The sequence below is a fragment of the Dietzia papillomatosis NBRC 105045 genome, from assembly GCF_001570845.1.
Taxonomy (GTDB): domain Bacteria; phylum Actinomycetota; class Actinomycetes; order Mycobacteriales; family Mycobacteriaceae; genus Dietzia; species Dietzia cinnamea.
In genome coordinates, this window is record NZ_BCSL01000002.1 from 88,766 (window position 1) to 110,963 (window position 22,198).

Consider the following 22,198-nt stretch of genomic DNA (forward strand, 5'->3'; position numbering starts at 1 on the left):
TGGGTGATCTGGCTCACGCGGAGGGCGCGGACAACTCCTGTGGCGTCCTCGTGCGGAACCACTCGACCGTCCGCCGGAGTCCGTCACGCCACGACACCGTCGGCTCCCACCCCAGCGCCTCGGCGGCCAGTGCGGTGTCCGGGCGCCGGACCTGCGGGTCGTCGACGGGACGGTCGATGTACCGGATCCGCGAGGACGACCCCACCACCTCGATGACGTCGCTCGCGATGCGCAGGACCTCGAGCTCGTTGGGGTTGCCGATGTTCATCGGCCCCGCGTGGCCCGATTCGGCCAACGCGAGGATCCCGCGCACGAGATCGTCGACGAAGCACACCGACCGGGTCTGGGATCCGTCGCCGGCCACGGTGAGTTCCTCGCCGCGCAGCGCCTGTCTGATGAAGGTCGGGATCGCCCGCCCGTCGTGGGGGCGCATACGGGGGCCGAAGGTGTTGAAGATGCGCACGATCGCCGTGTCGACGCCGTGGGTGGTGCGGTAGGCCTCGGTGAGTGCCTCCGCGTACCGCTTGGCCTCGTCGTACACCCCTCGGGGGCCGACCGGGTTGACGTTGCCCCAGTACGTCTCGGGCTGGGGGTGCACGAGCGGGTCGCCGTACACCTCGGAGGTCGAGGCCAGGAGGAACCGCGCGCCCTTGTCGCGGGCGAGGCCCAGGGCGTTGTGCGTGCCCTGAGATCCCACTCGAAGGGTGTGGATGGGCAACTTGAGGTAGTCGATCGGTGAGGCCGGGGACGCGAAGTGCAGGACGAGGTCGACCGGGCCCGGCACGTGGACGTAGTCGGTGACGTCGCGCTCCATCAACTGGAACCCCGTGTCCGCCGCGAGGTGCGCGAGGTTGTCCGGGGTGCCGGTGAGGAAGTTGTCCAGGGCGACCACCTCGACGCCGCGGCGGCGGAGCTCGGTGCACAGGTGGCTGCCGAGGAAGCCGGCGCCTCCGGTGACGACGGCCCGTGCGATGGTTCGGGTCATGATGTGGTCCTCCCCGTGTCGTGGCTGAGTAGGTCGAAGGCGGAATCGAGCACCTCGTCGGTCCGCACGGCGTCCAGTCGCGGATCGACGACGTCACCGTGGGGGTCGCCCCACGAGTCGGCGTCCGGGTCGCCGTGCCACAGGACGTGGTGCAGGTGAGGGTCGATGAGCGGACCCCACCAGCGGGGCGGGACGGGGCCGAAGAGAACCACCGACGGGGTGGCCAGCGCCGTCGCGAGGTGCGCGATGCCGGTGTCCCCGCCGAGGACGAGTGCGGCCCCGCGGACGAGGTCGGTCAGGGCGTCGAGGTCGAGTGCTCCCCCGGCATCGGTCGCGCCGGGGGTCGACCCGGCGACCTCGGCCGTCAACGCCGCCTCGTCGGCCGAGCCGGTGACCACCACGCGGTGACCGTCCTCGGCCAGCGCGCGCGCGACGGCCGTCCACCGCCCGACCGGCCAGCGTCGGGCGGGCGCGGCGGCGCCGGGGTGGACGACGACCGGCCCCCCGGGAGCCCGGCCGGATGATCCGCCGGACGAGCCGGTGAGGCGGAGGTCCTCGGGACCGCACGGCCCGCCGGCGTCGCTCACCAGGCGGCACCACCGGCGGACCTCGTGTTCGTCCCGGTGCCAGGGCGGGCCGGTGTGCCCCACCTCCGGGCAGTCGAACCCGATGAGGCGGCCAGGGCCCGTGGCGGTGAGCAGGCCGCGACTGGCCGGTCCGTTGCCGTGCAGGTCCACGGCGATATGCCCCCCACGGATCGGCCCGAGCGGGACCAGGCCGGGGGTCGGCAGGACCGCGTCGACCACGCCCAGGCGGGCCAGCCAGCCCCCGACCCCTGCCGGGGCCGCCAGCACGAGGCGGAACCCCGGTGCCAGTCGTCGCAGGCCCCGCAGCGGTGCGATACCGGTGAGGGCGTCCCCCATCCCGAGGGCACGGAGGGCGAGCACGTCGCCGGATCCGATGTCCTCCGGTCGCAGCGCCCACGACTCCTCACGGGCGACGTCGATGTGCGTGGGCACCCCGGCCGCCCGGAGCGCCTCGGCGGTGTACGGCTCAACCGGCATCGCTGATCCGATCGAGGATCGAGGTCGTGGACCGACCGGACAGGAGCGGGAGGATGTCGACCCGGCCGCCCCAGCCGTGGACGATCGGCGCCTCCGGCAGGTCGGCCACGCGGTAGTCGCCACCCTTGACCCAGACGTCGGGCCGCAGTGCGTCCAGTGCGTGACGCGGGTCGTCCTCGTCGAACACCACCACGGCGTCGACGCTGGCCAGCGCCTCGAGCAACGCGCGCCGGTCGGCGACCGGGTTGACCGGCCGGCCGGGCCCCTTGAGCCTGCGTACGGAGGCGTCGGAGTTGAGCAGGACCACCAGCAGGTCGCCCAGCTCGCGGGCGGCGCGGAGGTACTGCGCGTGTCCGGCGTGCAGGACGTCGAAGCAGCCGCCGGTCGCGACGACGACCCCGCCCGCCTCACGGGTGCGGGCGATGCGGTGGGCGAAGCCGTCGAGGGTGCTCGGTGCGGGCTGGTTGCCGCGGCCGCGGAACCCGGCGGCGCCGCCCTCCGCCACCCACCGGGAGGCGTCGGCCACGGCCCGGACCGCCGCGGTGGCCGCCGACTCCCGCCGGCTCAACGACGCGGCGATCGACGCCGCGACGCGGTCGCCCGCGCCGCACGGGTCGCCGGCCTCGCGCCCGCCGGACGGGATCTGCCGCAGGTCGTCCCCCTCTGCGAGCCAGGCGCCCTCGGAGCCGACGGTGACGACCACGGCGCGGGCCTCCCAGGCGCGCCGGAGCGCACGGGCGAGTTCGCCCGGCCGTTCCGGGTCGGCGTCGAGGCCGAGGGCGCCCGCCGCGTCGAGGGCCTCGGCCAGGTTCGGGGTGACGACAGCGCACCCGGGCACGGGCGGCCCGCCCCGGGGGTGCGGGTCCCAGATCACGTCGCCGTCCCGCGCGGCCTGTTCGAGCCCCGCGCGCACGGCCGGGTCGCGGGTGGTCCCCGCGCCGTAGTCACTGACGAGCACGACCGCCCCGGCCAGCGCGTCCGCCAACCGGGCGGGGTCGACGTCGCGCGGTGTGGCCGGTCCGCCGTCGTCCACGCGGAGCAGCGTCTGGCCGCCGGCCCGGATGCGGGTCTTGGTGCGGGTGCCGCCCTTGTGCCCGAGCGCACGGACGTCGATGTCGGCGAGCTCGGAACGCAGCGTCTTCCCGGCGGCGTCGTCGGCCAGGGGCGCGACGAGCCGGACGCGGGGCACGCGGTCGATGCGCGCGCACATGAGCGCCGCCAACCCGGCGCCGCCGGGACTCACGCGCGTGTGGTCGGCGTCCACGACGGGGACGGGGGCGTCGGGGCACAGCCTGGTCGACGTGCCCTCGAGGTCACGGTCGAGGACGACGTCTCCGACGACGGCCACGGGTTCAGCGTGCATTGTCCACCTCTCGGCTCCGGGGCAGCCGCGTGTCCACGGCGGCCGCGAGGGCGTGCAGGAGCACCAGGTGACACTCCTGGATCACCGCCGTGTTGCAGGAGGCGACCCGGATCGACTCGTCGCACTCCTGCTCGAGCGGGTTGGGTCCGCCTCCGGTGAGGGCCCATGTGGTGACCCCTCGTTCGCGCGCCCGGCGGGCGGCGGCGATGACGTTCTCGCTGGTGCCGCTCGTGGACAGCAGCACGAGGATGTCGCCCGGCGAGGCGTGTGCCTCGACCTGGCGGGCGAAGACCTCGGCGTAGCCGTAGTCGTTGCCGATCGCGGTGAGTCCGGACAGGTCGGAGGTCAGGGCGATCGCGGAGACGGGACGCCGGTCGTCGATGAACCGTCCGACGAACTCGGCCGTGAAGTGTTGGGCCTCGGCCGCGCTGCCGCCGTTGCCGGCGGCGAGGAGCCGGCCGCCCGCGAGCAGGCGCGCGGTGAGCCGGCCCGCCCACCGGTCGAGGGTGGGTCCGTGTCGGGCGACGTCGTCGAGGGCCGCGCGCAGTCCCCCGAGGTGCGACTCGAGCCAGCCGCTGGCGGGGGCCGCGTCCCCTGCCGTGCGGGGGGCGGCCGTCCGCGCGGCGTCCGCGTAGGCGGTGAGGGTCGCGTCCACGACGCCGTCCCAGGAGAAGAGCGCCTCGACCCGGCGGCGCGCGGCGACGCCCATGGCCTCGGCGCGGTCACGGTCGTCGAGCAGCTCGGTCACCGCGCGGGTGACGGCGGCCTGGTCGCCGGGTGGCACGAGTAGCCCGGTGACCCCGTCGTCGACGGAGTCGAGCAGCCCGCCCACGGCCGTGCCGACGAGGGGGCGGCCGCACGCCATGGCCTCGAGCGGGACCATGCCGAAGGGTTCGTACCACGGGGTCACCACCACGACATCGGCGGAGGCGAGGAGAGCGGCGGCGTCCGGGCGGTCGAGCCGCCCGGTGAAGGTCACCCGGTCGTCGACCCCGAGCTCGCGCGCGAGCGCCTGCAGCCGCACGGCCTCGGGATCGCGGTCGAGTTCCGCACGGTCGGGCCCGCCGGCCACGACGAGGTCTGCGTCGGGGATGGACGTGAGCGTGCGGATGGCGTGGTCGATGCCCTTACGGGGCACCATCCGGCCGAGGGAGACGATCCGTCGGTGGCCGTCGCGGCGCGGCGGCAGGTGATCCGCGCGCGTCCGGTGGGCGTCGGGGTGGAACAGCTCGAGGTCGACCCCGCAGGGGATGACGTGGATACGGTCGGGGTCGGCGCCGAGGTCGACGAGCTCGCGGCGTTCGTCGCGGCAGCTGGCCGTGACGGCGTCGGCCCCGGTCGCGAGCGCGACCTCGTCGGCGAGGCGGCCGGGCGGGCTGGTGTCGGCGCTGCCCTGGTGGCGCCGCTTGACCACGCCGAGGGCGTGGAACGTCTGGAGGAAGGGCACGTCGACCGTCTGCCGGGCGCGCTGCACGGCCAGCCCGGACATCCAGAAATGGGCGTGGGCGACGTCGGGGACGCCGTCGGAGAGCCAGTGACGCGCCAGCGCGCGCCCGAACTCGTCCATGTACGGGGCGAGCTCGTCCTTCGGCAGCGGAGCCGGGGGGCCGGCGGTGACGTGGACCAGCCGCACCCGCTCGGCGAGCTGGATCGTCTCGGGCGCCGAGGCCGATTCTCTGCGGGTGTAGACGGTGACGTCGTGGCCCCGCGCGCCGAGGCCGGTCGCCAGCTCGGCGACGTAGACGTTCTGCCCGCCCGCGTCCTCCCCGCCGAGCGCGGCCAGTGGACTCGCGTGTTCCGATACCAGGGCGATCCTCATGTCGTCACCTCCTGCAGGACGGTGTCCCAGTCCGCCAGGAAGCGGCCGAGTCCGTAGTGGCGCAGTGCGTGGTCCCGGGCGGCGGCGCCGGCCGCCGCGGCGGCGTCGCGGTCGTGGAGCCAGCCCCGGGCGCGCGCGAGCAGTTCGTCGGGGTCGTTGCTGAGCAGGCCCGCCTCGGGCGGCACCGCGTGGGGCGCCTCGGTGGTGCTCAGCGCCAGGACGGGCATGCCGAGCGTCATGGCCTCGAGCAGGGCCAGGCCGAGGCTGGTCCAGCGGTACGGGTGGAAATAGGCGCGGTGCCGGCCGAGCGTGCGGTGCAGTTCGGCCTGGGGCGGGTTCTCGTGCAGCGTCGGTGCGAGGTGCGGTGCGAGCTCGGCGAGCTCGTCCATCCCCATGCCGTAGACGTGGAGGGGCACCTGACGTCCCAGGTCCACGACGAGGTCGGTGCCGGCGATGCGACCACGGCGTACCGGTTCGTTGACGACGACGGCGAGGCTGGCGTCCTCCCCCGTCCACGACCGCCCGGGATCGACGATGCCGTGCTCGACCACGCCCGTGCGAGCGGATCCGCAGTCCCACATCATGCGGTTGAAGCGGGTGACGTGGATGACGGGCACCCGGTCCTGGTCGGCCATCGGGTGCCGGGACCCGGCCGCGTGCTCGCGGGGCGTGTCGTGCTCGACATAGACGGCCGGCACGTCGACGCCGGCCCGTAGTCCGGTCCACTCGCGCAGCAGGTCGACCTCGTGGGCGCGTTGGAGGATCACGACGTCGATCCCGCCGTCCGCGGCCCGGTCGCGCAGCTGCCCGGGGTCGAGCTCGGAAACCGAGGCGGGCCAGTCCCACGTCTGTGCGCGGCCGCGGCCGTCGGGGCCCCGGTCCGGCAGGACGGGCACGAGGTACTCGTGGTCCCCCTGGACGAAGGACGTGGTCCAGGAGCCGTGGACGTGCCAGATCAGGATGCGCATCGGGTCCTCCTCTCCGTGGCGAGTCCGGTGACGGCGGCGACCACCTCGTCCGGCGGGACGCCGGTCAGGCACGGGTGCCCGTCGACGGGGCACTCGCGGGCGCGGGTGTCGCGGCACGGCGCGTGTTGGTCGCCGAGAAGCCGCACGGGGACGCCCCAGGGCGCCCAGCGGTCGGCGGGGACCACCGGGGAGAACAGCGAGACGACGGGGGTGCCGACGGCGGCGGCCAGGTGGGCGGGGCCGGTGTTGCCGACGACGACGACGGCCGCGCGCTCGAGCACCGCGGCCAGCTGCGCCAGGTCGGTTCGACCGGCGAGGTCGAGGACGCCGCCGCCGGTGCCGCCGGGGCACGCGGCGAGGGTCCGGGCGACCAGGTCGCGCTCGCCGGGGCCGCCGGTGACCGCGACGAGGTACCCGGCGTCGCGCAGCGCCGCGACGATGCGCCCGGCGTGGACGGGCGTGAGCGACCGGGCGGGGACGGAGGCGCCGGGGTGGACGACGACGAGGTCGCGCCCGTCGCCCGGGAGCAGGTCGGTCACGTCGGGGAGCGGGTGTCGCACGGCGAGGCCGGGGATCCGGGCCGGCCGTCGGGCGCCTGCCGCGACGGCGATCTCGACGGCGGCCTCGACCTCGTGCCCGCCGCCGGGCGGGTCGTCGCGGCGGACGCGCACGTCGAGCAGCGAGCCGGGGTAGTCCACGCTGGCGGCGGCGATGAAGGGCACGCCGGCCAGTCGCAGCAGCAGCGCCATCGGCAGGGGGCTCTGGTGGAAGGAGGTGAACACCACCGCCCGGTCGTAGCCCCCGGACGTGATCCGCTCGACCAGCTCCGCGGTGGCGGCGCGGTCGACCGGCGGCGGGCGGAAGCCCGACCAGGGGGCGTCGTGGACCAGCACCTCGGAGACCGCCGGGAGGAGCCCGGCGGCCGCGAGGCCCTGGGATGAGACCAGCAGGTCGACCTCGTCGCCCGTCTCGGCGAGCAGGGTCAGGGCGGGGCCGCAGAGCAGCACGTCGCCGTCGGAGTCGAGCCGGACGGCCAGGGTGCGTCCCATCAGCGCAGCACCTCCCCCACCGCCGTGAGCAGGTCGGGGGCGACGCACGGGGCGTCGCGGACCTCCTCGGGCCGGGTCACCGGGGTCGGCACGAGGACCGGCCGGGCGCGTGCGGCCAGGGCGGCCTCGACGTCGGCGCCGATGTCCCCGATGACCACGCACTCACGCGGGTCGACGCCGAGGTCGGCGGCGGCGGCGGTGACGAGACCGGGTTCGGGCTTGCGGCAGCCGCACCCGTCCTCCGGTCCGTGCGGGCAGTACCGCCAGGTGTCCATCCCGCCGAGGAGCTCGTCGACCCGGGCGTTGACCGCGCGGACCGCCGCTTCGTCGAGCAGTCCCCGGGCGATGCCGGACTGGTTGGAGACCACGCCGACCGCCAGGCCCGCGGCGCGGGCCCGGTCGACGGCCTCGCGGGCGCCGGGCATGAGCTCGACCTTCGCCGGGTCCCCGTTGTAGGGAACGTCCCGCACGAGGGTGCCGTCGCGGTCGAACAGCACCGCGCGGGGCCTCGGCGGCCACGGTGTCGCGTCACGGTGGCGCCGCCACCCGTCGATCCGGTGGCGGACCGCCGCGAACGGGATCGTGAGAGACGTCGGCACCATCCGGCGCACCTCGGCGCGGAACTCCGGGTCGCCGGGCCGGGGCCCGGGTCCGAGCCGGATGGCCAGGAAGCGGGCGGTGAGGCCGGCCCAGGCCAGCGCGCCGACGCCGGCCGCCGCGCCGGCCGCACGCACGGTACAGGCCGCGCGGGCCGTGCCGGCATCAGTCCCGGTCGCGAGGCCCGCGGCGGGGGCGGTGCGCGCCCACGCGCCCGCGGCCACCGCCGTGGCGGCACCCCCCGCCGCGACCAGCGCCCCGGCCACGGTGGCCACGTGATAGCCGAATCCGCCGCCCGGGGCCTGTGCCACCTCGCGCCAGCGCGGGCCGTGCAACCTCCGCATGAGGGCGTCGTCGGCGTTGCCGGCCTGCAGGCGCAGGCTCACCCCGCCGTCAGCCGGGCGGACGGGATGGACGATGTGCCGTGTGCCGCGGGTGAGCGACCAGCCCGCGCGGCGGACCCGCAGTGCGAGATCGGCGTCCTCGCGGAAGGCCCGGGGGAACCGCTCGTCGAAGCCCGCCACCTGTTCGAGGGCCGCGCGGCGGTACGCCATGTCCGCGGTCGCCCAGTCCGCGCCCTCGAGCGCGGCGACGTTGCGCTCCCAGTCCGTCGGCGGGCGATCCGTCGGACGCGGCACGCGGATCGAGGCCTGCGTGGCCCCCGTGTCCGGGCCGCACGCCGCGAGGTCGTCCACGAGACCGGATAGCCACCCGTCGGGCAGGATCACGTCGTCGTCGAGGAAGGAGATCCACTCCGGGGCCGACTCGTGGGTGGCCCGCCAGCCGCGGTTGCGGGCGGCGGCGGGGCCGCGCCCGTAGCCGCGGACGACGCGCAGCGGCCAGTCGACTCCCGGCAGGCTCGCCGACAACGGGTCGACCCGCCCCGGCCGGTCGTCGACGAGCACGACCTCCACGGGAGCCGGGTGGGTGTCATCTGTCCGCTGCGCGGCCAGGGAGTCGAGCATCGCCTGGAGGCACTCCCGACCGATGGTGGGCACGACGATCGCCCAGCGGGGAACTCGGCTCATGCGTCACCGCCGGCGACGAAGTCGGCGCGGCGCACGAGGTGGGGGCCGAGCACCAGCGCGGCGACGGGCGCCGACCCGAACAACTCGAGGGCGTCGCGGGGATCGTCCACCATGGGCCGGCCCGCCGTGTTCAGGCTCGTGTTGACCAGCACCGGGACACCGGTCCGGGCCTCGAAGGCGCGCAGCAGGTCGGCGACCCGCGGCGTGTCGGAGTCCGAGACCGTCTGGACCCGCGCGGTGCCGTCCGTGTGCACCACCGCGGGCAGCCGATCCCGCCATTCGGGGCGCACCGTGTGCACGAAGAGCATGTACGGGCTCGGCAGCGGGCCGTCGGTGACGATATCGGCGGCGCGCTCGGCGAGGATCATCGGCGCCACGGGCCGGAACTGCTCACGCCCCTTGACGTCGTTGAGCCGCTCGACGTTCGCCGCCCGCGTCGGGTTGGCCAGCAGGGACCGGCGACCCAGCGCCCGGGGACCGAACTCACTACGCCCGTCGAACCACGCAATGACGCCGTCGGCGGCGAGTAGATCGGCCACCTCGCCCGCCAGATCATCCGGGGTGCTGAAGGGCACGCGCGCCGCGGTGAGCCACTGCGCCAGCTCGTCGTCGTCCCATCCACGCCCCACCGCGGGGTCCACGGCCCCCGGGGCGAGCTCGTCCTGCTCGCGCGCCAGGTGCAGCGCCGCCCCCAGTGCGGTACCGGAGTCGCCGGACGCCGGCTGGACCCACACCTCGTCGAACGGCCCGTCACGCCAGATCCTCGTGTTGGCCACACAGTTCAGCGCGGTCCCGCCCGCCATGGTGAGGACGGTCTCGCCCGTCTGCCGGTGCAGCCACTCGGCGTTGGCGACCAACACCTCCTCCACCCCGGCCTGCACCGAGGCGGCGAGGTCGGCGTGCACGCCGCCCCACGTCCCGTCGTCGACGCGGCGGGGCGCGAACCGCTCCCACTCCGGGGCACGCGCGGTGAACCCCCCGTCCGGGTTCGCGTGCAGGCTCTCGCGCAGCTCCGGCAGGAAGCGCGGCTCGCCGTAGGAGGCCAGCGCCATCACCTTGAACTCGTCGCTCGAGCGCAGGAAGCCCAGGTGCTCGGTGAGCGACTCGTAGTACAGACCCAGCGAATCGGGCAGGTCCTGGCGGTGACAGATCTCCAGCTCCCCGTCGCGGTAGTGGCCCGCGAGCTGGGAGTGCCGCTCCCCGCGGCCGTCGTTGACCAACACCGCGCACGTGCGGTGCGGCCCGGCCAGGGCGGCGGAGGCGGCGTGCGCGACGTGGTGCTCGACGAACCGCACCCGGCCGGGGTCCAGCCCGGGCAGCGCCTCGGCGAGGAACTCGGGCGCCCGCCGCACGTAGTCGATGCGCACCGGGTCGAAGGGGTCGTCGGGCTGCAGCGCCGCCAGCTCGGGGTCGAAGGCGTACCCCACCGCATCCAGATCCGCCGCGGTGATCCCGGCCTCCTCGAGACACCAGCGCATCGACAGCTCCGGCAGCTCCCACGCCGAGAACGGCACCGGCCGCTTGGCGTGCTTACGGCGGGAGAAGCGTTCCTCCTCGGCGGCGGCGACCACGCGTCCGTCGACGACCAGCGCGGCGGACGAGTCGTGGAAGGTGGCATTTACGCCCAAGACGATCATGGCGCGACCATAGGCCCGATCGGGGGGAAGTGGCCACCGAACGCGGCCTCCTCGCGCTCGACCGCGAACCGGCGTGGGAAGCCTCAGCTCTCGTAGCGCCTTGCCGCGCTGAACTTCTGGCTCTCCTCGAGGGCCAGGAAGCGCGCCTCGACGTGCGGTGGCAGGACCCGCCGATCCCTCGCCACCCAGGCCGCGCCGCGGAGGGCGTCGAGCACCCCCGCCGCGGTGACCCGGTCCCGCGGGGCGCCCGCGAGGACGTCGCGCGTGCGCCGGAGTGCGGCGGGCAGCGGCCGGCGCAGCCACGTGAACCAGAGGGTGTTCCGGATGCCGTGACGGCGGCGCAGATGCGGGTCGCGCAGCACCGACGCCTGGTGGTGCACGGTCATCTCGGGCAGGTAGCAGAGCTCCCAGCCGGCGGTGGCGAGGTCGGCCGCGAGCAGCTCCTCCTCGCCCCCCAGCCACAGACGATCGTGAAAGCCGCCGACCTCCCGGTAGGCCCCGGCCCGGACGATGCTCGCCCCCGCGAGGAAACTGCCCAGCGCCGGCCCGGGGAGCCAGTCCGGGCCGCGCACCGGTGAGTTCTCCAGCTCCGCGACGATCGGGTCGTCCTCGCCGTCCGGCTCCACGACGATCCGCGCCGTGACCACGCCCAGCCGCGGGTGCGCGTCGAGGGCGTCCGCACCGGCGCGCAGCGAACCGGGATCCCACCACGTGTCGTCGTCGCAGAACGCGACATAGGGGGTGGTCGCCGCGTCCACCCCGAGGTTGCGGCCGACCGCGCCCAGGTTCGTGGGGCTGGCGATGAGCCGCACGCCCGGGCGCTGGCGGGTGATGGCGTCGGCGGTGCCGTCGGTGGAACCGTTGTCGACGACGATGACCTCCGGACGCTCGGGAAGCCCCGCCAGCCGGTCCAGGGCGGCGAGCGCCTCCTCGCGGCGGTTCCAGGTGATCATCACCACGCTCACCCTGGGATCCCGACCATCCGGCTCCGGTGCGCTGCTCATCCGACTCTCCTTCCGTGTGGCGGCTTCCACCCGTCGTCCACGGCGCGGGGCTTCTACCCGTCGTCCGCGGCGCGGAGCCGCTCCCGCGCGCGCAGGGTGCGCTCTCCCACGACCCGGCGCGCGGCGAGCGCGGCAGGGATCCGCGGCACCGCGCTGAGGAGTCCCCTCCGTCCGTCCGCGCTGCGCATCCCGTCCACGACCTCACCCGCGACCGCGCCCGCCGGCAACCGGAGGACCGCGGTGAGGAGCCGGCTGCGGGTGAGGCCGGCCCGGCGGATCCCCGGCGCGTCCCGCACCGGTGACGGGTGGTGGTGGGCCACGAGGTCCGGGACGTGACAGATCTGCCAGCCCGCGTCGTGCAGGTCGAGGGCGACCCGCTCCTCCTCGCCGGGGAAACGGATGACGTCGTCGAACCCGCCCACCCCGAGGAACGCGTCGCGGCGGACGATCGCACCGCATCCGACGAAACCCAGCAGGGCCGGGCCCGGGGCGTCGGGTGCGGTGCCCAGGGGCGAGTCGGCGAGCACCGCGTTGATCGGGTCCGGCTCGTCCGCCGGACCCACGAGGATGGTGCCGGCGGCCAGGCCGAGGCGCGGATACTCGGCGAAGAGCCGCACCGCCCGCTCGAGGGAGTCCGGTTCCCACCACGAGTCGTCGTCGGCGAACGCGACGAGTTCGGTCCGCGCCGCCCGCGCACCGACGGTGCGGGCCCTCGCGGCGAGGTTCTCGGGCGACGCGATGACACTCACGTGGTCGCCCGCGGCGCGGCACACCTCCACCGAGTCGTCGTCCGAGGCGTTGTCCACGACGATCACGGGCGCGTCATGGCGGGGCAGGGTGGCCCGGAGGTCCTCTCGCCGGTTCCTCGAGGCCACCACGACGGTCACGTTGGTGTTCACCGGCCCGAGGCTAGCCCGATGAGCCGGGGCTGGCGGGGCGGAGCCGCGTCGGGCAGGCTCGACGGGGTGCGCGTACTCATCGTCGGTTGGTCCAGTCCCCTGCACGGCGAGGCCACGGCCGGCGACGTCCTGGCGATGGAGGCGGTGGCCCGTCGCCTCACCGCCGACGGGATCGGTCACGACACCGCCTGGAGCGCGGTGATGTGCCCGCCCGGCGGCCTCCGCCTCGACGACGTCGACCCCGCCCGCTACACCCACGTGGTCTTCGTGTGCGGCCCCGCCAGCGGCGACGCCGCGGTCGAGATGCTGGACCGCTTCCCCCGCTGCCGACGGATCGCTGTCGGCGTCAGCGTCGTGGACCACGCCGATCCCCTGCTCGACCGGCTCGACGCCGTGATCGCCCGCGACGCCCCCGGTTCAACCGCGCGACCCGACCTGGCCGCACACGTCCCGCCACCGGCGGTGCCCGTCGTCGGGGTGTACCTGACCGGTGGCCAACAGGAGTACGGCGACCGGCGGCGCCACGAGGCCGTGATCGGCGCGCTCACCGACTGGCTGGGTAGCCTGGACGCGGCGCTGCTCCCGCTGGAGACCCGACTCGACCCCCGCGACTGGCGACTGCCCTCGACGCCCGGTCAGGTGAGCTCGGTGATCGCCCGCATGGACGCCGTGGTGACGATGCGGATGCACGGACTCGTGCTGGCCCTGCAGGCCGGTGTGCCCGCACTGGCGATCGACCCGATCAGCGGTGGCGGCAAGGTGTCCGCGCAGGCCGCCGCGTGGGACTGGCCGGCGGTCGTCGGCGCCGACGACCTCGGCGCGGGCGCGCCCGGCGCCGACGCGTTCACCGCCGACGGCCTGGGCGCCCCCGGCCCCGGCGAGACCGTCCTCGACCACTGGTGGCGGTGGTGCCTGTCCCTCGACGGGCGCGCCACCGCGAGCCGACGCGCCGACGACCGGCCGTCCGACGGCATGCTCGACGACCTGATGAAGGCACTGCGGTCGCGGTGAGCGCGCGGCGGCCGACGTCCGATGGCGGTTGGGCGGCGTCCGGTCGCCGATGCTGCGGACGCGACCGGAAGCGCGGCGGCGCGAGTCGCTCTAGTGTGGCCGTGACGCCGACCGCGAGTTCCCACCCGAGCACGAAGGAGAGCGCCCGTGCCCCGACCCGTCCCCCGAGTGATCAGCGACCAGTCCTTCGACTTCGTGCGCTCGGGATACCTCTTCGCCTCCCGGGTACGGCGGCGTGCGGGGGTCACCGCCGAGTCCCAGACACCGGTCCGGTTGCGGTTGATGGGACGCAGCGCGGTGTTGCTCCGGGGGATCGACGGCGTGCGTGCGTTCTACGACGCCGACAAGGTCAAACGAGACGGGGCGATGCCGGGGTTCATCCGGTTGCCTCTGTTCGGCCCCGGCTCCGTCCACAAGCTCGACGGCCGCGCCCACGCCACACGCAAGAACGCGATGGCCGACATGGCCTACGACGACGACCGGGCCGCCCGCTTCGGCGAGCTGGTGGCCGAGGAGCTCGAGGAGATGCTCGACCAGTGGGCACGCAGCGGCGCCGGCACCGTGTACGACGACACGGCGACCGCGTTCGGTCGGGCGGCGTTCCGCTGGGCCGGTCTGCCCCTCACCCCTGCGGAGGCCGACCGTCGCGCCCGCCAGATGAGCCGCCTGCTCGACACGTTCGGACGCGTGGCGACCAACCCGGTCGCGCAGATCGAGCGCATCCGGCTGGACCGGTGGGCCACCGACCTGATCCGGGCGGTGCGATCCGGCCGGCACCGGGCCGACCCGCACTCCGTCCTGGCGGCCATGGCCGACCTGCGCGATGAGAACGGCGCGCTCGTCGACGACCGCACCGCGGCGGTGGAACTGCAGAACCTCACCCGGCCCACCGTGGCGGTGGCCCGGTTCGCGGCGTTCGCCGCCGTCGCACTCACCGAACACCCCGCGTGGGCGGACCGGATCCGGGAGGCCGCGTCCGCCGCCGGGCGGCTGACCGAGATCCCCGAGGCCGTGGCGTTCGCCCAGGAGGTCCGCCGTGTCTACCCGTTCGTTCCCATGCTGCCCGCCCTGGCGACCACGGACTTCGAGGTCCAGGGCTGCCCCGTGCGCAAGGGCCAGCGGGTCCTGCTCGACCTGCTCGGGACCGACACCGACCCGCGGCACTGGCCGGACGCCACCACGTTCGACCCCGACCGGTTCATGGACGTCGACGACGCCGAAGCGCTCGAGGCGTTCATCCCCCACGGCGGTGCCGGCGTGCGCACGGGCCACCGCTGCCCTGGTGAGAAGATCGCCGTGGCCGCACTGTCCGCCGCCGTGGCCGCGCTGTGCCGCCCCGAGGTGCGGGTCAGCCGGGACCCCGACGACCTGACGTTCCCGTGGACCGAGATGCTGACCCGGCCCGCGACCGGCGTGCGGGTGGCGTGGCAGGAGCGCTCGGCCGCGACGGCGTAGGGCCGCCGCCGTGACCCGGCCGCGAGGCGGGAGGGGGTCAGGGCAGGAGGCCGAGCAGCCGTGCCCGGGCCACCGACTCCATCCGCGACCGCGTCCCGAGCTTGGTGCCGATGTTGCGCAGGTATGCCTTGATCGTCTCCGGGGAGAGCGACAACCGCGCGCCCACCTCGGCGTTGGACAATCCGAGCGCCACCTGGGCGAGGACGTCGATCTCGCGGGGCGAGAGCACCGAGTTCGCGGGCACCGGCACGTCGCCGGCGTCGGGAGCGCGCCCGACGCCGGCGAGGGCCGACCCGGCCGCCAGCAACCGGTCGCGAAGGGCCGGGTCCCCCCAGCTCTGCGGCGATCGCCCGCAGCTCGCCGTGCAACACCCTCAGCTGCTCGCGATCCGAGGCCTCCAGGCCGACCGAGTGCTCGGCGGCCGCGACGTCCGCCATGCGCAGGCGGCGGTCGACCTCGTCGCGGACCCGGAACTCCGAGGCGAGCTCGGCGGCGACCGAGTTGAAGGTCCGGGTCACGTGGTCACCGAGCTGCGTGGCCACCCGCGTCGACCCGTAGAGGATCGTGCGCGCGACGCCGGAGACCATCACCGGCACCGAGATGATGGCGCGCAGCCCCTCCTGCCCCACCGCCTCGGCGTAGTGCCGGGTGATTCCGGAGCAGTCCTCGTAGTCGCGCACCGTCGCGGGTCGCCCCGACGCCATGACGTGACCGCCGAGCCCGCGCCCCTTGGCCACCTGCAGGCCCTGCATGGAGGAGGTCCGGGCGCCGATGAACCGACTGAGTTGGGCGGTCTCGCCGTTCCCCTCCCCGGCGAACACGATCGGGAGCCCGGAGTCCTGCCGGGCCCGGCGCAGTGCGCCCAGGACGGCGTCCGAATCGCTCGGTCGGAGGGTGGTCATGGCAACGCTCCTCGTACTGACGTCGATCAGCTCCGCGCGGAGTCGCGGATGCTGGTGATGATGGCGCTGAAGTCCTTGTCACCGTGATCCTGCGCGAACTCGTCGTACAGCGCCGCGGCCGCAGCACCGAGGGGCGCCACCGTGCCGGTGCTCTCGAGCGCGGACAGCGCCAGGCCGAGGTCCTTGTTCATCAGTGCCGTGGCGAAGCCGGGCTTGAACTCGTTGTTCGCCGGCGACGTCGGGACGGGGCCGGGTACCGGGCAGTTGGTGTGCAACGCCCAGCTGTTGCCGGTGGCGCCGGTGACGACGTCGAACAACGCCTGGTGCTCGAGACCCAGCCGCTCGGCCAGGACGAACGCCTCACCGATCGCGATCTGGTGCACGGCGAGGACCATGTTGTTGCACACCTTCGCGGCCTGCCCCGCACCGGCGCCGCCGCAGTGGATGACCTTGCCCGCCATCGGCTCGAGCAGCGGCTGCGCGGCTGCGAACGCCTCGTCCTCACCACCGACCATGAACGCCAGGGTGCCGGCGGTGGCGCCCTTGACCCCGCCCGAGACGGGAGCGTCGACCTGGAGCATGCCGGCGGCCACCGCCTGCTCGTGGACCGCGCGGGCGTCGTCGACCGAGATGGTGGACGAGTCGATGAACAGCGTCCCCGCCTCGGCGGAACCGAGCACGTCGGCGTAGGTCGAGGTCACCAGCGCGCCGTTGGGCAGCATCGTGATGACCGCGGCGGCACCCCGCACCGCCTCGGCCGGGGACTCGCACACCGTCACCCCGGCCTCACGCGCGGCCTGCTGCGCGGCCTCGACCGGGTCGAAACCGCGGACCTCGTGACCGGCCCCGACCAGATTGGCGGCCATCGGCCCGCCCATGTTGCCCAGCCCGAGGAACGCCACGGTCGGCTTGCTCGTGTCCACGTTGCTCATCTACTACGCTCCCAGTCCGCGAGCGGCGACGGCCCGGCCGACGACGACCCGCATGATCTCGTTCGTGCCCTCAAGGATGCGGTGGACCCGCAGATCCCGCACGATCTTCTCGATTCCGTACTCGGATAGATATCCGTAACCGCCGAACAGCTGCAGCGACCGGTCCGCGATGTCGAAGCAGCGGTCGGTGACGAACAGCTTGGCCATGGCGCACAGTTCGACGTGGTCGGGCTCCTTGGCGTCCAGCGCCGCCGCCGCACGCCACAACATCAGCCGGCTGGCCTCCAGCTCGGTGGCCAGCTCCGCGAGGGTGAAACGGATGGTCGGCTCGTCGATGAGCGCCCCGCCGAACGCCTCGCGATCCCGTACGTGGGCCACCGCTCGCGCGTAGGCCTCCTGGGCGCCACCCAGCGAACAGGCCGCGATGTTGATGCGGCCGCCGTTGAGACCGCGCATGGCGATGGTGAAGCCGAGCCCCTCCCCGCCGGAATCCGCGCCGCCGATGAGGTTGGCGGCCGGCACGCGCACGCCCTCCATGATCACCTGCGCCGTGGGCTGCGCGTTCCAGCCCATCTTCCGCTCGTCCGGACCGAAGCCCAGTCCCTCCGAGTCTGCGGGGACCAGGAACGCCGAGATGCCCTTGGGGCCGGCGTCCCCGGTCCGCGCCATGACGAGGTAGACGTCCGACTGGCCGCCACCGGAGATGAACTGCTTGGTGCCGGTGAGCAGATAGTGGTCCCCGTCCCGGACCGCCTTCGTCCGCAACGCCGCCGCGTCCGAACCGGCGCCCGGCTCGGTCAGGCAGTAGCTCGCGAACGACTCCATCGAGGCCAATCGCGGGATCCACTCCCGCCGCTGCTCGTCGGTGCCGAACTCGTCGACCATCCACACGCACATGTTGTGGATCGACAGGTATGCCGCCACCGACGGGCAGCCCCGCGCGAGCTGCTCGAAGATGCGGACACCGTCCAGGCGACGCATCCCGCTGCCCCCGACGTCCTCCGAGACATAGATCGCGCCCATGCCCATCCCGGCGGCCTCCCGCAGGACGTCCTTGGGGAAGTGGTGGTTCTCATCCCACTCCTGCGCCATGGGCCCGACCCGCTTGTCCGAGAAGTCGCGTGCGGCGTCGACGATGACCTTGTCGTCGTCATCAAGCGTGAACATCAGGTTCCTCTCCTACGCCCGGTAGGCGTCAGTCCATCGTGGGGATGACGAACTCGGCGCCGTCCTTGATCCCCGAGGGCCACCGCTGGGTGACCGTCTTGACCTTGGAGTAGAACTTGATCGACTCCGGCCCGTGCTGGTTGAGGTCGCCGAAGCCGGACTTCTTCCAGCCGCCGAAGGTGTGGTAGGCGATCGGCACCGGGATCGGCACGTTCACGCCGACCATGCCGACCTCCACGCGGGAGACGAACTCGCGGGCCGCGTCACCGTCGCGCGTGAAGATGGCCACGCCGTTGCCGTACTCGTGGTCGCTGGGCAGCGCCAGGGCCTCCTCGAAGTCCTTCGCGTGCACGATCGTCAGCACCGGGCCGAAGATCTCGTCGGTGTAGACGCTCATGTCGGTGGTGACCTTGTCCAGCAGGGTCGGCCCGACGTAGTAGCCGCCCGAGATGTCCTCGCCGTCGAAGGAGTCCGTGTACGCGCCCACACCGCGGCCGTCGACGAGCACCTCCGCGCCCGCGTCCGCACCCTGCGAGATGTAGTCCAGCACGCGCTCCTTGGACTCCGGCGTCACCAGCGGCCCGTAGTCGGACCGCGGGTCGTGGCTGTGGCCGACCTTGAGCTCCTTCACCTTGGGCAGGAGCTTCTCGATCAGCTTCTCGGCCGTGCCCTCGCCGACCGGCACTGCCACCGAGATGGCCATGCAGCGCTCACCGGCCGAGCCGAAGCCGGCCCCGACCAGGGCGTCCGCGACCTGGTCCATGTCCGCGTCCGGCATGATGATCGCGTGGTTCTTGGCGCCGCCGAAGCACTGCGCGCGCTTGCCGGTGCGCGCGGCGTTCTCGTAGATGTACTGCGCGATCGGGGTGGAGCCGACGAAGCCGACCGCCTGGATCGTGTCGTTGTTCAGGATGGCGTCCACGGCCTCCTTGTCGCCGTGCACCACCTGGAAGATGCCGTCCGGCAGACCGGCCTCGGTGAACAGCTCCGCGAGGCGGACCGGCACCGACGGGTCGCGCTCTGATGGTTTGAGGACGAACGCGTTGCCGCACGCGATGGCCGGACCGGCCTTCCACAGCGGGATCATGGCCGGGAAGTTGAACGGCGTGATGCCGGCGACGACGCCGAGCGGTTGGCGCATGGAGTAGACGTCCACGCCGGTGCCGGCGTTCTCGGTGTACTCGCCCTTGAGCAAGTGCGGGATGCCGATCGCGAACTCGATGACCTCGAGGCCGCGCTGGATGTCGCCCTTCGCGTCCGGAGTCGTCTTGCCGTGCTCGATCGCGAGCAGCTCCGCGAGCTCCTGCATGTTCTGGTTGACCAGGTCGACGAACCGCATGAGCACGCGGGCGCGCTTCTGCGGGTTCTGCGCGGCCCACGCCTTCTGCGCGGCGGCGGCCTTGGCGATGACGTCGTCGACCTCGGCCGTCGTGGCCAGCGGCACGATCGCCTGCGCCTTCCCCGTGCTCGGGTTGAGCACCTCCTGGGTGCGGCCGCCCGTGGCCGCGACACGCGCGCCGTTGATGTAGTGCTCGACCTGCCTGAGATCCGACATGTCCGTCCCTTCGTCAGCGGGCTCGCCGCGGCCTGGTGACCGCGCGCCCCTCTCCCGTGATGCCCATCACCCTATACTTGCAACTCCTAGTAATCCATATCGAGGCGGCGACGGGCCTCGCACCATCCCCTTTCGGGTGTACCGCCACCCCGAACGACGGACCTACTGTGAGCTGACTCACTACACAAGAGGCACGTCCGTCGACAGGAGTACCCATGCCCCCGTTGCCCACCGAGGCCACCGTCCGGTTCCGCGCCGCCCGCGACTTCCTCCAGGCCCACGCGCAGGACTACGAGGGTGCCCGGGACGGTTTCGTCTGGCCTGAGCTGGACGAATGGAACTGGGCGTTGAATTGGTTCGACGTCCAGGCCGAGGGCAACGACGACCCGGCGCTGTGGATCGTCGAGGAGCACGACGGCGGCGGCGCACCCACCGAGGCCAAGTACTCGTTCGACGAGATGCGCATCCGCTCCGACCGCACCGCCAACTGGCTCCGCGACCACGGAGTGGAGCCCGGCGACCGCATCCTGCTCATGCTCGCCAACCAAGTCGAACTCTGGGACGTCATGCTCGCCGTGATCAAGCTCGGCGCCGTCGTCATCCCCGCGACCACGCTCCTGGCCGAGGGCGACCTGCGCGACCGGATTGCCCGCGGCGGGATCAAACACGTGATCGCCCGCGCCGAGCTGGCCGACCGCTTCGCCGGCATCTCCGGTGACTTCCAGCGCATCTCCGTCGGCGGGGCCGACGTGGGTGGCGCCGTCGGCGGGGCCGATGTGGGTGACGCCGTCGGCGGGGCCGATGTGGGTGACGCCGTCGGCGGGGCGCCCGAGGGCTGGATCGATCTGGCCGGCGCGATGGACGCCTCCCCCGACTTCGAGCCCAGCCACACCACGCACGCCGACGACACCCTGCTGCTGTATTTCACCTCCGGCACCACCAGCAAGCCCAAGCTCGTCGAGCACACGCATGCCTCGTACCCCGCCGGCCACCTGTCGACCATGTACTGGATCGGATTGCAGCCCGGCGACGTGCACCTCAACGTGTCCTCGCCCGGCTGGGCCAAGCACGCGTGGTCCAACGTTTTCACGCCGTGGATCGCCGGTTCGTGCGTGTTCATCTACAACTACTCCCGCTTCGACGCGACGGCGATGATGCGCGAGATGGACCGCTGCGGAGTGACCAGCCTGTGCTGCCCGCCGACCGTGTGGCGCATGCTCATCCAGGCCGACCTCACGCAGCTGCAGGTCCCGCCGCGTCTGGCGGTGGGCGCCGGTGAGCCGCTCAACCCCGAGGTGATCGGCCGCGTCCGCGACGCGTGGGGCGTGACCATTCGTGACGGCTTCGGCCAGACCGAGACCACCGTGCAGATCGCCAACACCCCCGGCCAGCCCATCAAGGACGGCTCCATGGGCCGGCCGTGCCCGGGCTTCGAGGTGGCGCTGGTGGACCCGGCCACGGGGCAGGAGGTCACCGATGACGGGGCCGAGGGCGAGATCTGCCTGCGCCTCGACCCGCGGCCGCTCGGTCTGATGGTCGGCTACCACGGCGACCCGGAGCGGACCGCTGCCGCGTACGCCGACGGGTTCTACCACACGGGCGACGTGGGCTCCCGGGACGCCGACGGCTACATCACCTACGTGGGTCGCACCGACGACGTCTTCAAGTCCTCGGACTACCGGATCTCACCCTTCGAGCTCGAGTCGGTCCTGCTCGAGCACCCGGCCGTGGCCGAGGCGGCCGTGGTGCCCTCCCCCGATCCGGTGCGGTTGAGCGTGCCCAAGGCGTTCGTCGTCCTGGCCGGGGGTTGGGAGGCGACCGAGGAGACCGCGCGGGAGATCTTCGAGTACTCGCGCACCCACCTGGCCGGCTACAAGCGGATCCGCCGGCTGCAGTTCACGGACCTGCCCAAGACGATCTCGGGCAAGATCCGGCGCGTCGAGCTGCGCAGGGCCGAGGTAGACAACGGCCCGTCGGTGGACTTCCCCGGCGAGTTCCGCGAGGAGGCGCTGCGCTGACCGCGACGACGACGGCGTGAGCGCCGCGCCCGCAAGGCCGCCCGCCGCACGGAGGGCCGAGGGGTGGGCGCTAGGTTGACTGTCATGACCGCACCCGAGATCGAACCCTCGCTGCTCGCCGTCGCACTCGCCGCCCCGGGCTTCATGCCACTGGAGGAGGGCACGACTCTCTACGAGATCGCCTGCGAGTACCTGGGCGACGGTGTGGGCGTGGAGATCGGCACGTACTGCGGCCGCTCGACGGTGTTCCTCGGCGCCGCCGCGCGCGTGACCGGCGGCAGCATCGTCACCGTCGACCACCACCGCGGGTCCGAGGAGCACCAGCCGGGCTGGGAATACCACGACACCTCGCTCGTCGACCCGCACACCGGGCGCCTGGAGACCCTGGTCGCCTTCCGCCACACCATGTGGGACGCGGGTCTGGACGAGGTGGTGACCGCCGCGGTGGGCAGCTCCCGGCAGGTCGCGCGGGTGTGGGGCACTCCCGCGTCGTTCGTCTTCATCGACGGTGGCCACTCCTCCGAGGCCGCGCAGGCCGACTACTCCGGCTGGGCCCGGTGGGTGAAGATCGGCGGAGCGCTGCTCATCCACGACGTGTTCCCGAACCCCGAGGACGGCGGTCGTCCGCCGTACGAGATCTACTGCCGCGCCCTGGAGTCAGGGCAGTTCACCGAGGTGGCCGCCGTGGATTCGCTGCGTGTCCTGCGCCGGGTTTCCGGCGAGGTCGGCGCACCGATGCCCTGAG

Annotated in this window: 18 protein-coding genes; 4 read left to right on the forward strand and 14 right to left on the reverse strand. The window is 73.6% G+C overall.

What is annotated here, in order from left to right; all coding sequences use genetic code 11:
- Positions 1 to 13: 13 nt before the first annotated feature.
- The 10 genes from DPA01S_RS01230 to DPA01S_RS01275 form a co-directional block, all read right to left on the reverse strand.
- Positions 14 to 985, reverse strand: coding sequence for a UDP-glucuronic acid decarboxylase family protein (locus tag DPA01S_RS01230; protein ID WP_061228276.1), 972 nt, complete (start codon positions 983 to 985; stop codon positions 14 to 16).
- The gene (locus DPA01S_RS01235; RefSeq protein WP_165001055.1) at positions 982 to 2,049 is read right to left on the reverse strand and encodes a glycosyltransferase family 9 protein; all 1,068 of its coding nucleotides are present in this window, start codon (positions 2,047 to 2,049) and stop codon (positions 982 to 984) included. The genes DPA01S_RS01230 and DPA01S_RS01235 overlap by 4 nt, the downstream gene beginning before the upstream one ends.
- A complete protein-coding gene (locus DPA01S_RS01240) occupies positions 2,039 to 3,412 on the reverse strand; it encodes a PfkB family carbohydrate kinase (RefSeq protein WP_061913585.1) in 1,374 nt (457 codons plus the stop codon). The genes DPA01S_RS01235 and DPA01S_RS01240 overlap by 11 nt, the downstream gene beginning before the upstream one ends.
- Positions 3,402 to 5,231 carry a glycosyltransferase gene (locus tag DPA01S_RS01245; RefSeq protein ID WP_061913587.1) on the reverse strand — a complete coding sequence of 610 codons (1,830 nt, stop codon included), beginning with the start codon at positions 5,229 to 5,231 and terminating at the stop codon, positions 3,402 to 3,404. The genes DPA01S_RS01240 and DPA01S_RS01245 overlap by 11 nt, the downstream gene beginning before the upstream one ends.
- On the reverse strand, positions 5,228 to 6,199 hold the full coding sequence (locus DPA01S_RS01250) for a glycosyltransferase (RefSeq protein ID WP_061913589.1): 972 nt from the start codon (positions 6,197 to 6,199) through the stop codon (positions 5,228 to 5,230). The genes DPA01S_RS01245 and DPA01S_RS01250 overlap by 4 nt, the downstream gene beginning before the upstream one ends.
- Entirely contained in the window at positions 6,187 to 7,248 is a 1,062-nt protein-coding gene (locus DPA01S_RS01255; RefSeq protein WP_181365940.1) for a glycosyltransferase family 9 protein, read from the reverse strand. The genes DPA01S_RS01250 and DPA01S_RS01255 overlap by 13 nt, the downstream gene beginning before the upstream one ends.
- Positions 7,248 to 8,873 carry an HAD-IIIA family hydrolase gene (locus DPA01S_RS01260; protein ID WP_061913591.1) on the reverse strand — a complete coding sequence of 542 codons (1,626 nt, stop codon included), beginning with the start codon at positions 8,871 to 8,873 and terminating at the stop codon, positions 7,248 to 7,250. Before DPA01S_RS01260 ends, DPA01S_RS01255 begins: the two co-directional genes overlap by 1 nt.
- The gene (locus tag DPA01S_RS01265) at positions 8,870 to 10,510 is read right to left on the reverse strand and encodes a carbamoyltransferase family protein (protein ID WP_061913593.1); all 1,641 of its coding nucleotides are present in this window, start codon (positions 10,508 to 10,510) and stop codon (positions 8,870 to 8,872) included. The genes DPA01S_RS01260 and DPA01S_RS01265 overlap by 4 nt, the downstream gene beginning before the upstream one ends.
- 83 nt (positions 10,511 to 10,593) lie before the next feature.
- Complete coding sequence (locus DPA01S_RS01270; RefSeq protein ID WP_061913595.1) at positions 10,594 to 11,514, reverse strand: glycosyltransferase family 2 protein; 921 nt, start codon at positions 11,512 to 11,514, stop codon at positions 10,594 to 10,596.
- 53 nt (positions 11,515 to 11,567) lie between these two features.
- Entirely contained in the window at positions 11,568 to 12,413 is an 846-nt protein-coding gene (locus DPA01S_RS01275; protein ID WP_061913597.1) for a glycosyltransferase family 2 protein, read from the reverse strand.
- Between the two features lie 18 nt (positions 12,414 to 12,431).
- Here DPA01S_RS01275 and DPA01S_RS01280 point away from each other — a divergent pair, with 18 nt between their 5' ends.
- Both DPA01S_RS01280 and DPA01S_RS01285 read left to right on the forward strand, forming a co-directional pair.
- Entirely contained in the window at positions 12,432 to 13,424 is a 993-nt protein-coding gene (locus DPA01S_RS01280) for a polysaccharide pyruvyl transferase family protein (RefSeq protein ID WP_061913599.1), read from the forward strand.
- Between the two features lie 147 nt (positions 13,425 to 13,571).
- Complete coding sequence (locus DPA01S_RS01285) at positions 13,572 to 14,879, forward strand: cytochrome P450 (protein WP_061913601.1); 1,308 nt, start codon at positions 13,572 to 13,574, stop codon at positions 14,877 to 14,879.
- Positions 14,880 to 14,916: 37 nt separating this feature from the next.
- Here the strand turns inward: DPA01S_RS01285 and DPA01S_RS17150 are convergent, their stop codons facing one another.
- From DPA01S_RS17150 to DPA01S_RS01305, 4 genes are all read right to left on the reverse strand, one after another.
- Positions 14,917 to 15,123 carry a response regulator transcription factor gene (locus DPA01S_RS17150; protein ID WP_232302950.1) on the reverse strand — a complete coding sequence of 69 codons (207 nt, stop codon included), beginning with the start codon at positions 15,121 to 15,123 and terminating at the stop codon, positions 14,917 to 14,919.
- A gap of 684 nt (positions 15,124 to 15,807) precedes the next feature.
- Entirely contained in the window at positions 15,808 to 16,713 is a 906-nt protein-coding gene (mmsB, locus tag DPA01S_RS01295; protein WP_061228402.1) for a 3-hydroxyisobutyrate dehydrogenase, read from the reverse strand.
- Positions 16,714 to 16,716: 3 nt separating this feature from the next.
- A complete protein-coding gene (locus DPA01S_RS01300) occupies positions 16,717 to 17,880 on the reverse strand; it encodes an acyl-CoA dehydrogenase family protein (RefSeq protein ID WP_061913603.1) in 1,164 nt (387 codons plus the stop codon).
- 28 nt (positions 17,881 to 17,908) lie between these two features.
- The gene (locus DPA01S_RS01305; protein WP_061913605.1) at positions 17,909 to 19,435 is read right to left on the reverse strand and encodes a CoA-acylating methylmalonate-semialdehyde dehydrogenase; all 1,527 of its coding nucleotides are present in this window, start codon (positions 19,433 to 19,435) and stop codon (positions 17,909 to 17,911) included.
- 215 nt (positions 19,436 to 19,650) lie between these two features.
- On the opposite strand from DPA01S_RS01305, the gene DPA01S_RS01310 reads away from it, so the two are divergent.
- Together DPA01S_RS01310 and DPA01S_RS01315 are read left to right on the forward strand one after the other, a co-directional pair.
- The gene (locus tag DPA01S_RS01310) at positions 19,651 to 21,453 is read left to right on the forward strand and encodes an AMP-binding protein (protein WP_061913607.1); all 1,803 of its coding nucleotides are present in this window, start codon (positions 19,651 to 19,653) and stop codon (positions 21,451 to 21,453) included.
- Positions 21,454 to 21,537: 84 nt separating this feature from the next.
- Positions 21,538 to 22,197 carry a class I SAM-dependent methyltransferase gene (locus tag DPA01S_RS01315; RefSeq protein ID WP_061913610.1) on the forward strand — a complete coding sequence of 220 codons (660 nt, stop codon included), beginning with the start codon at positions 21,538 to 21,540 and terminating at the stop codon, positions 22,195 to 22,197.
- The last annotated feature ends 1 nt before the right edge of the window (position 22,198 follow it).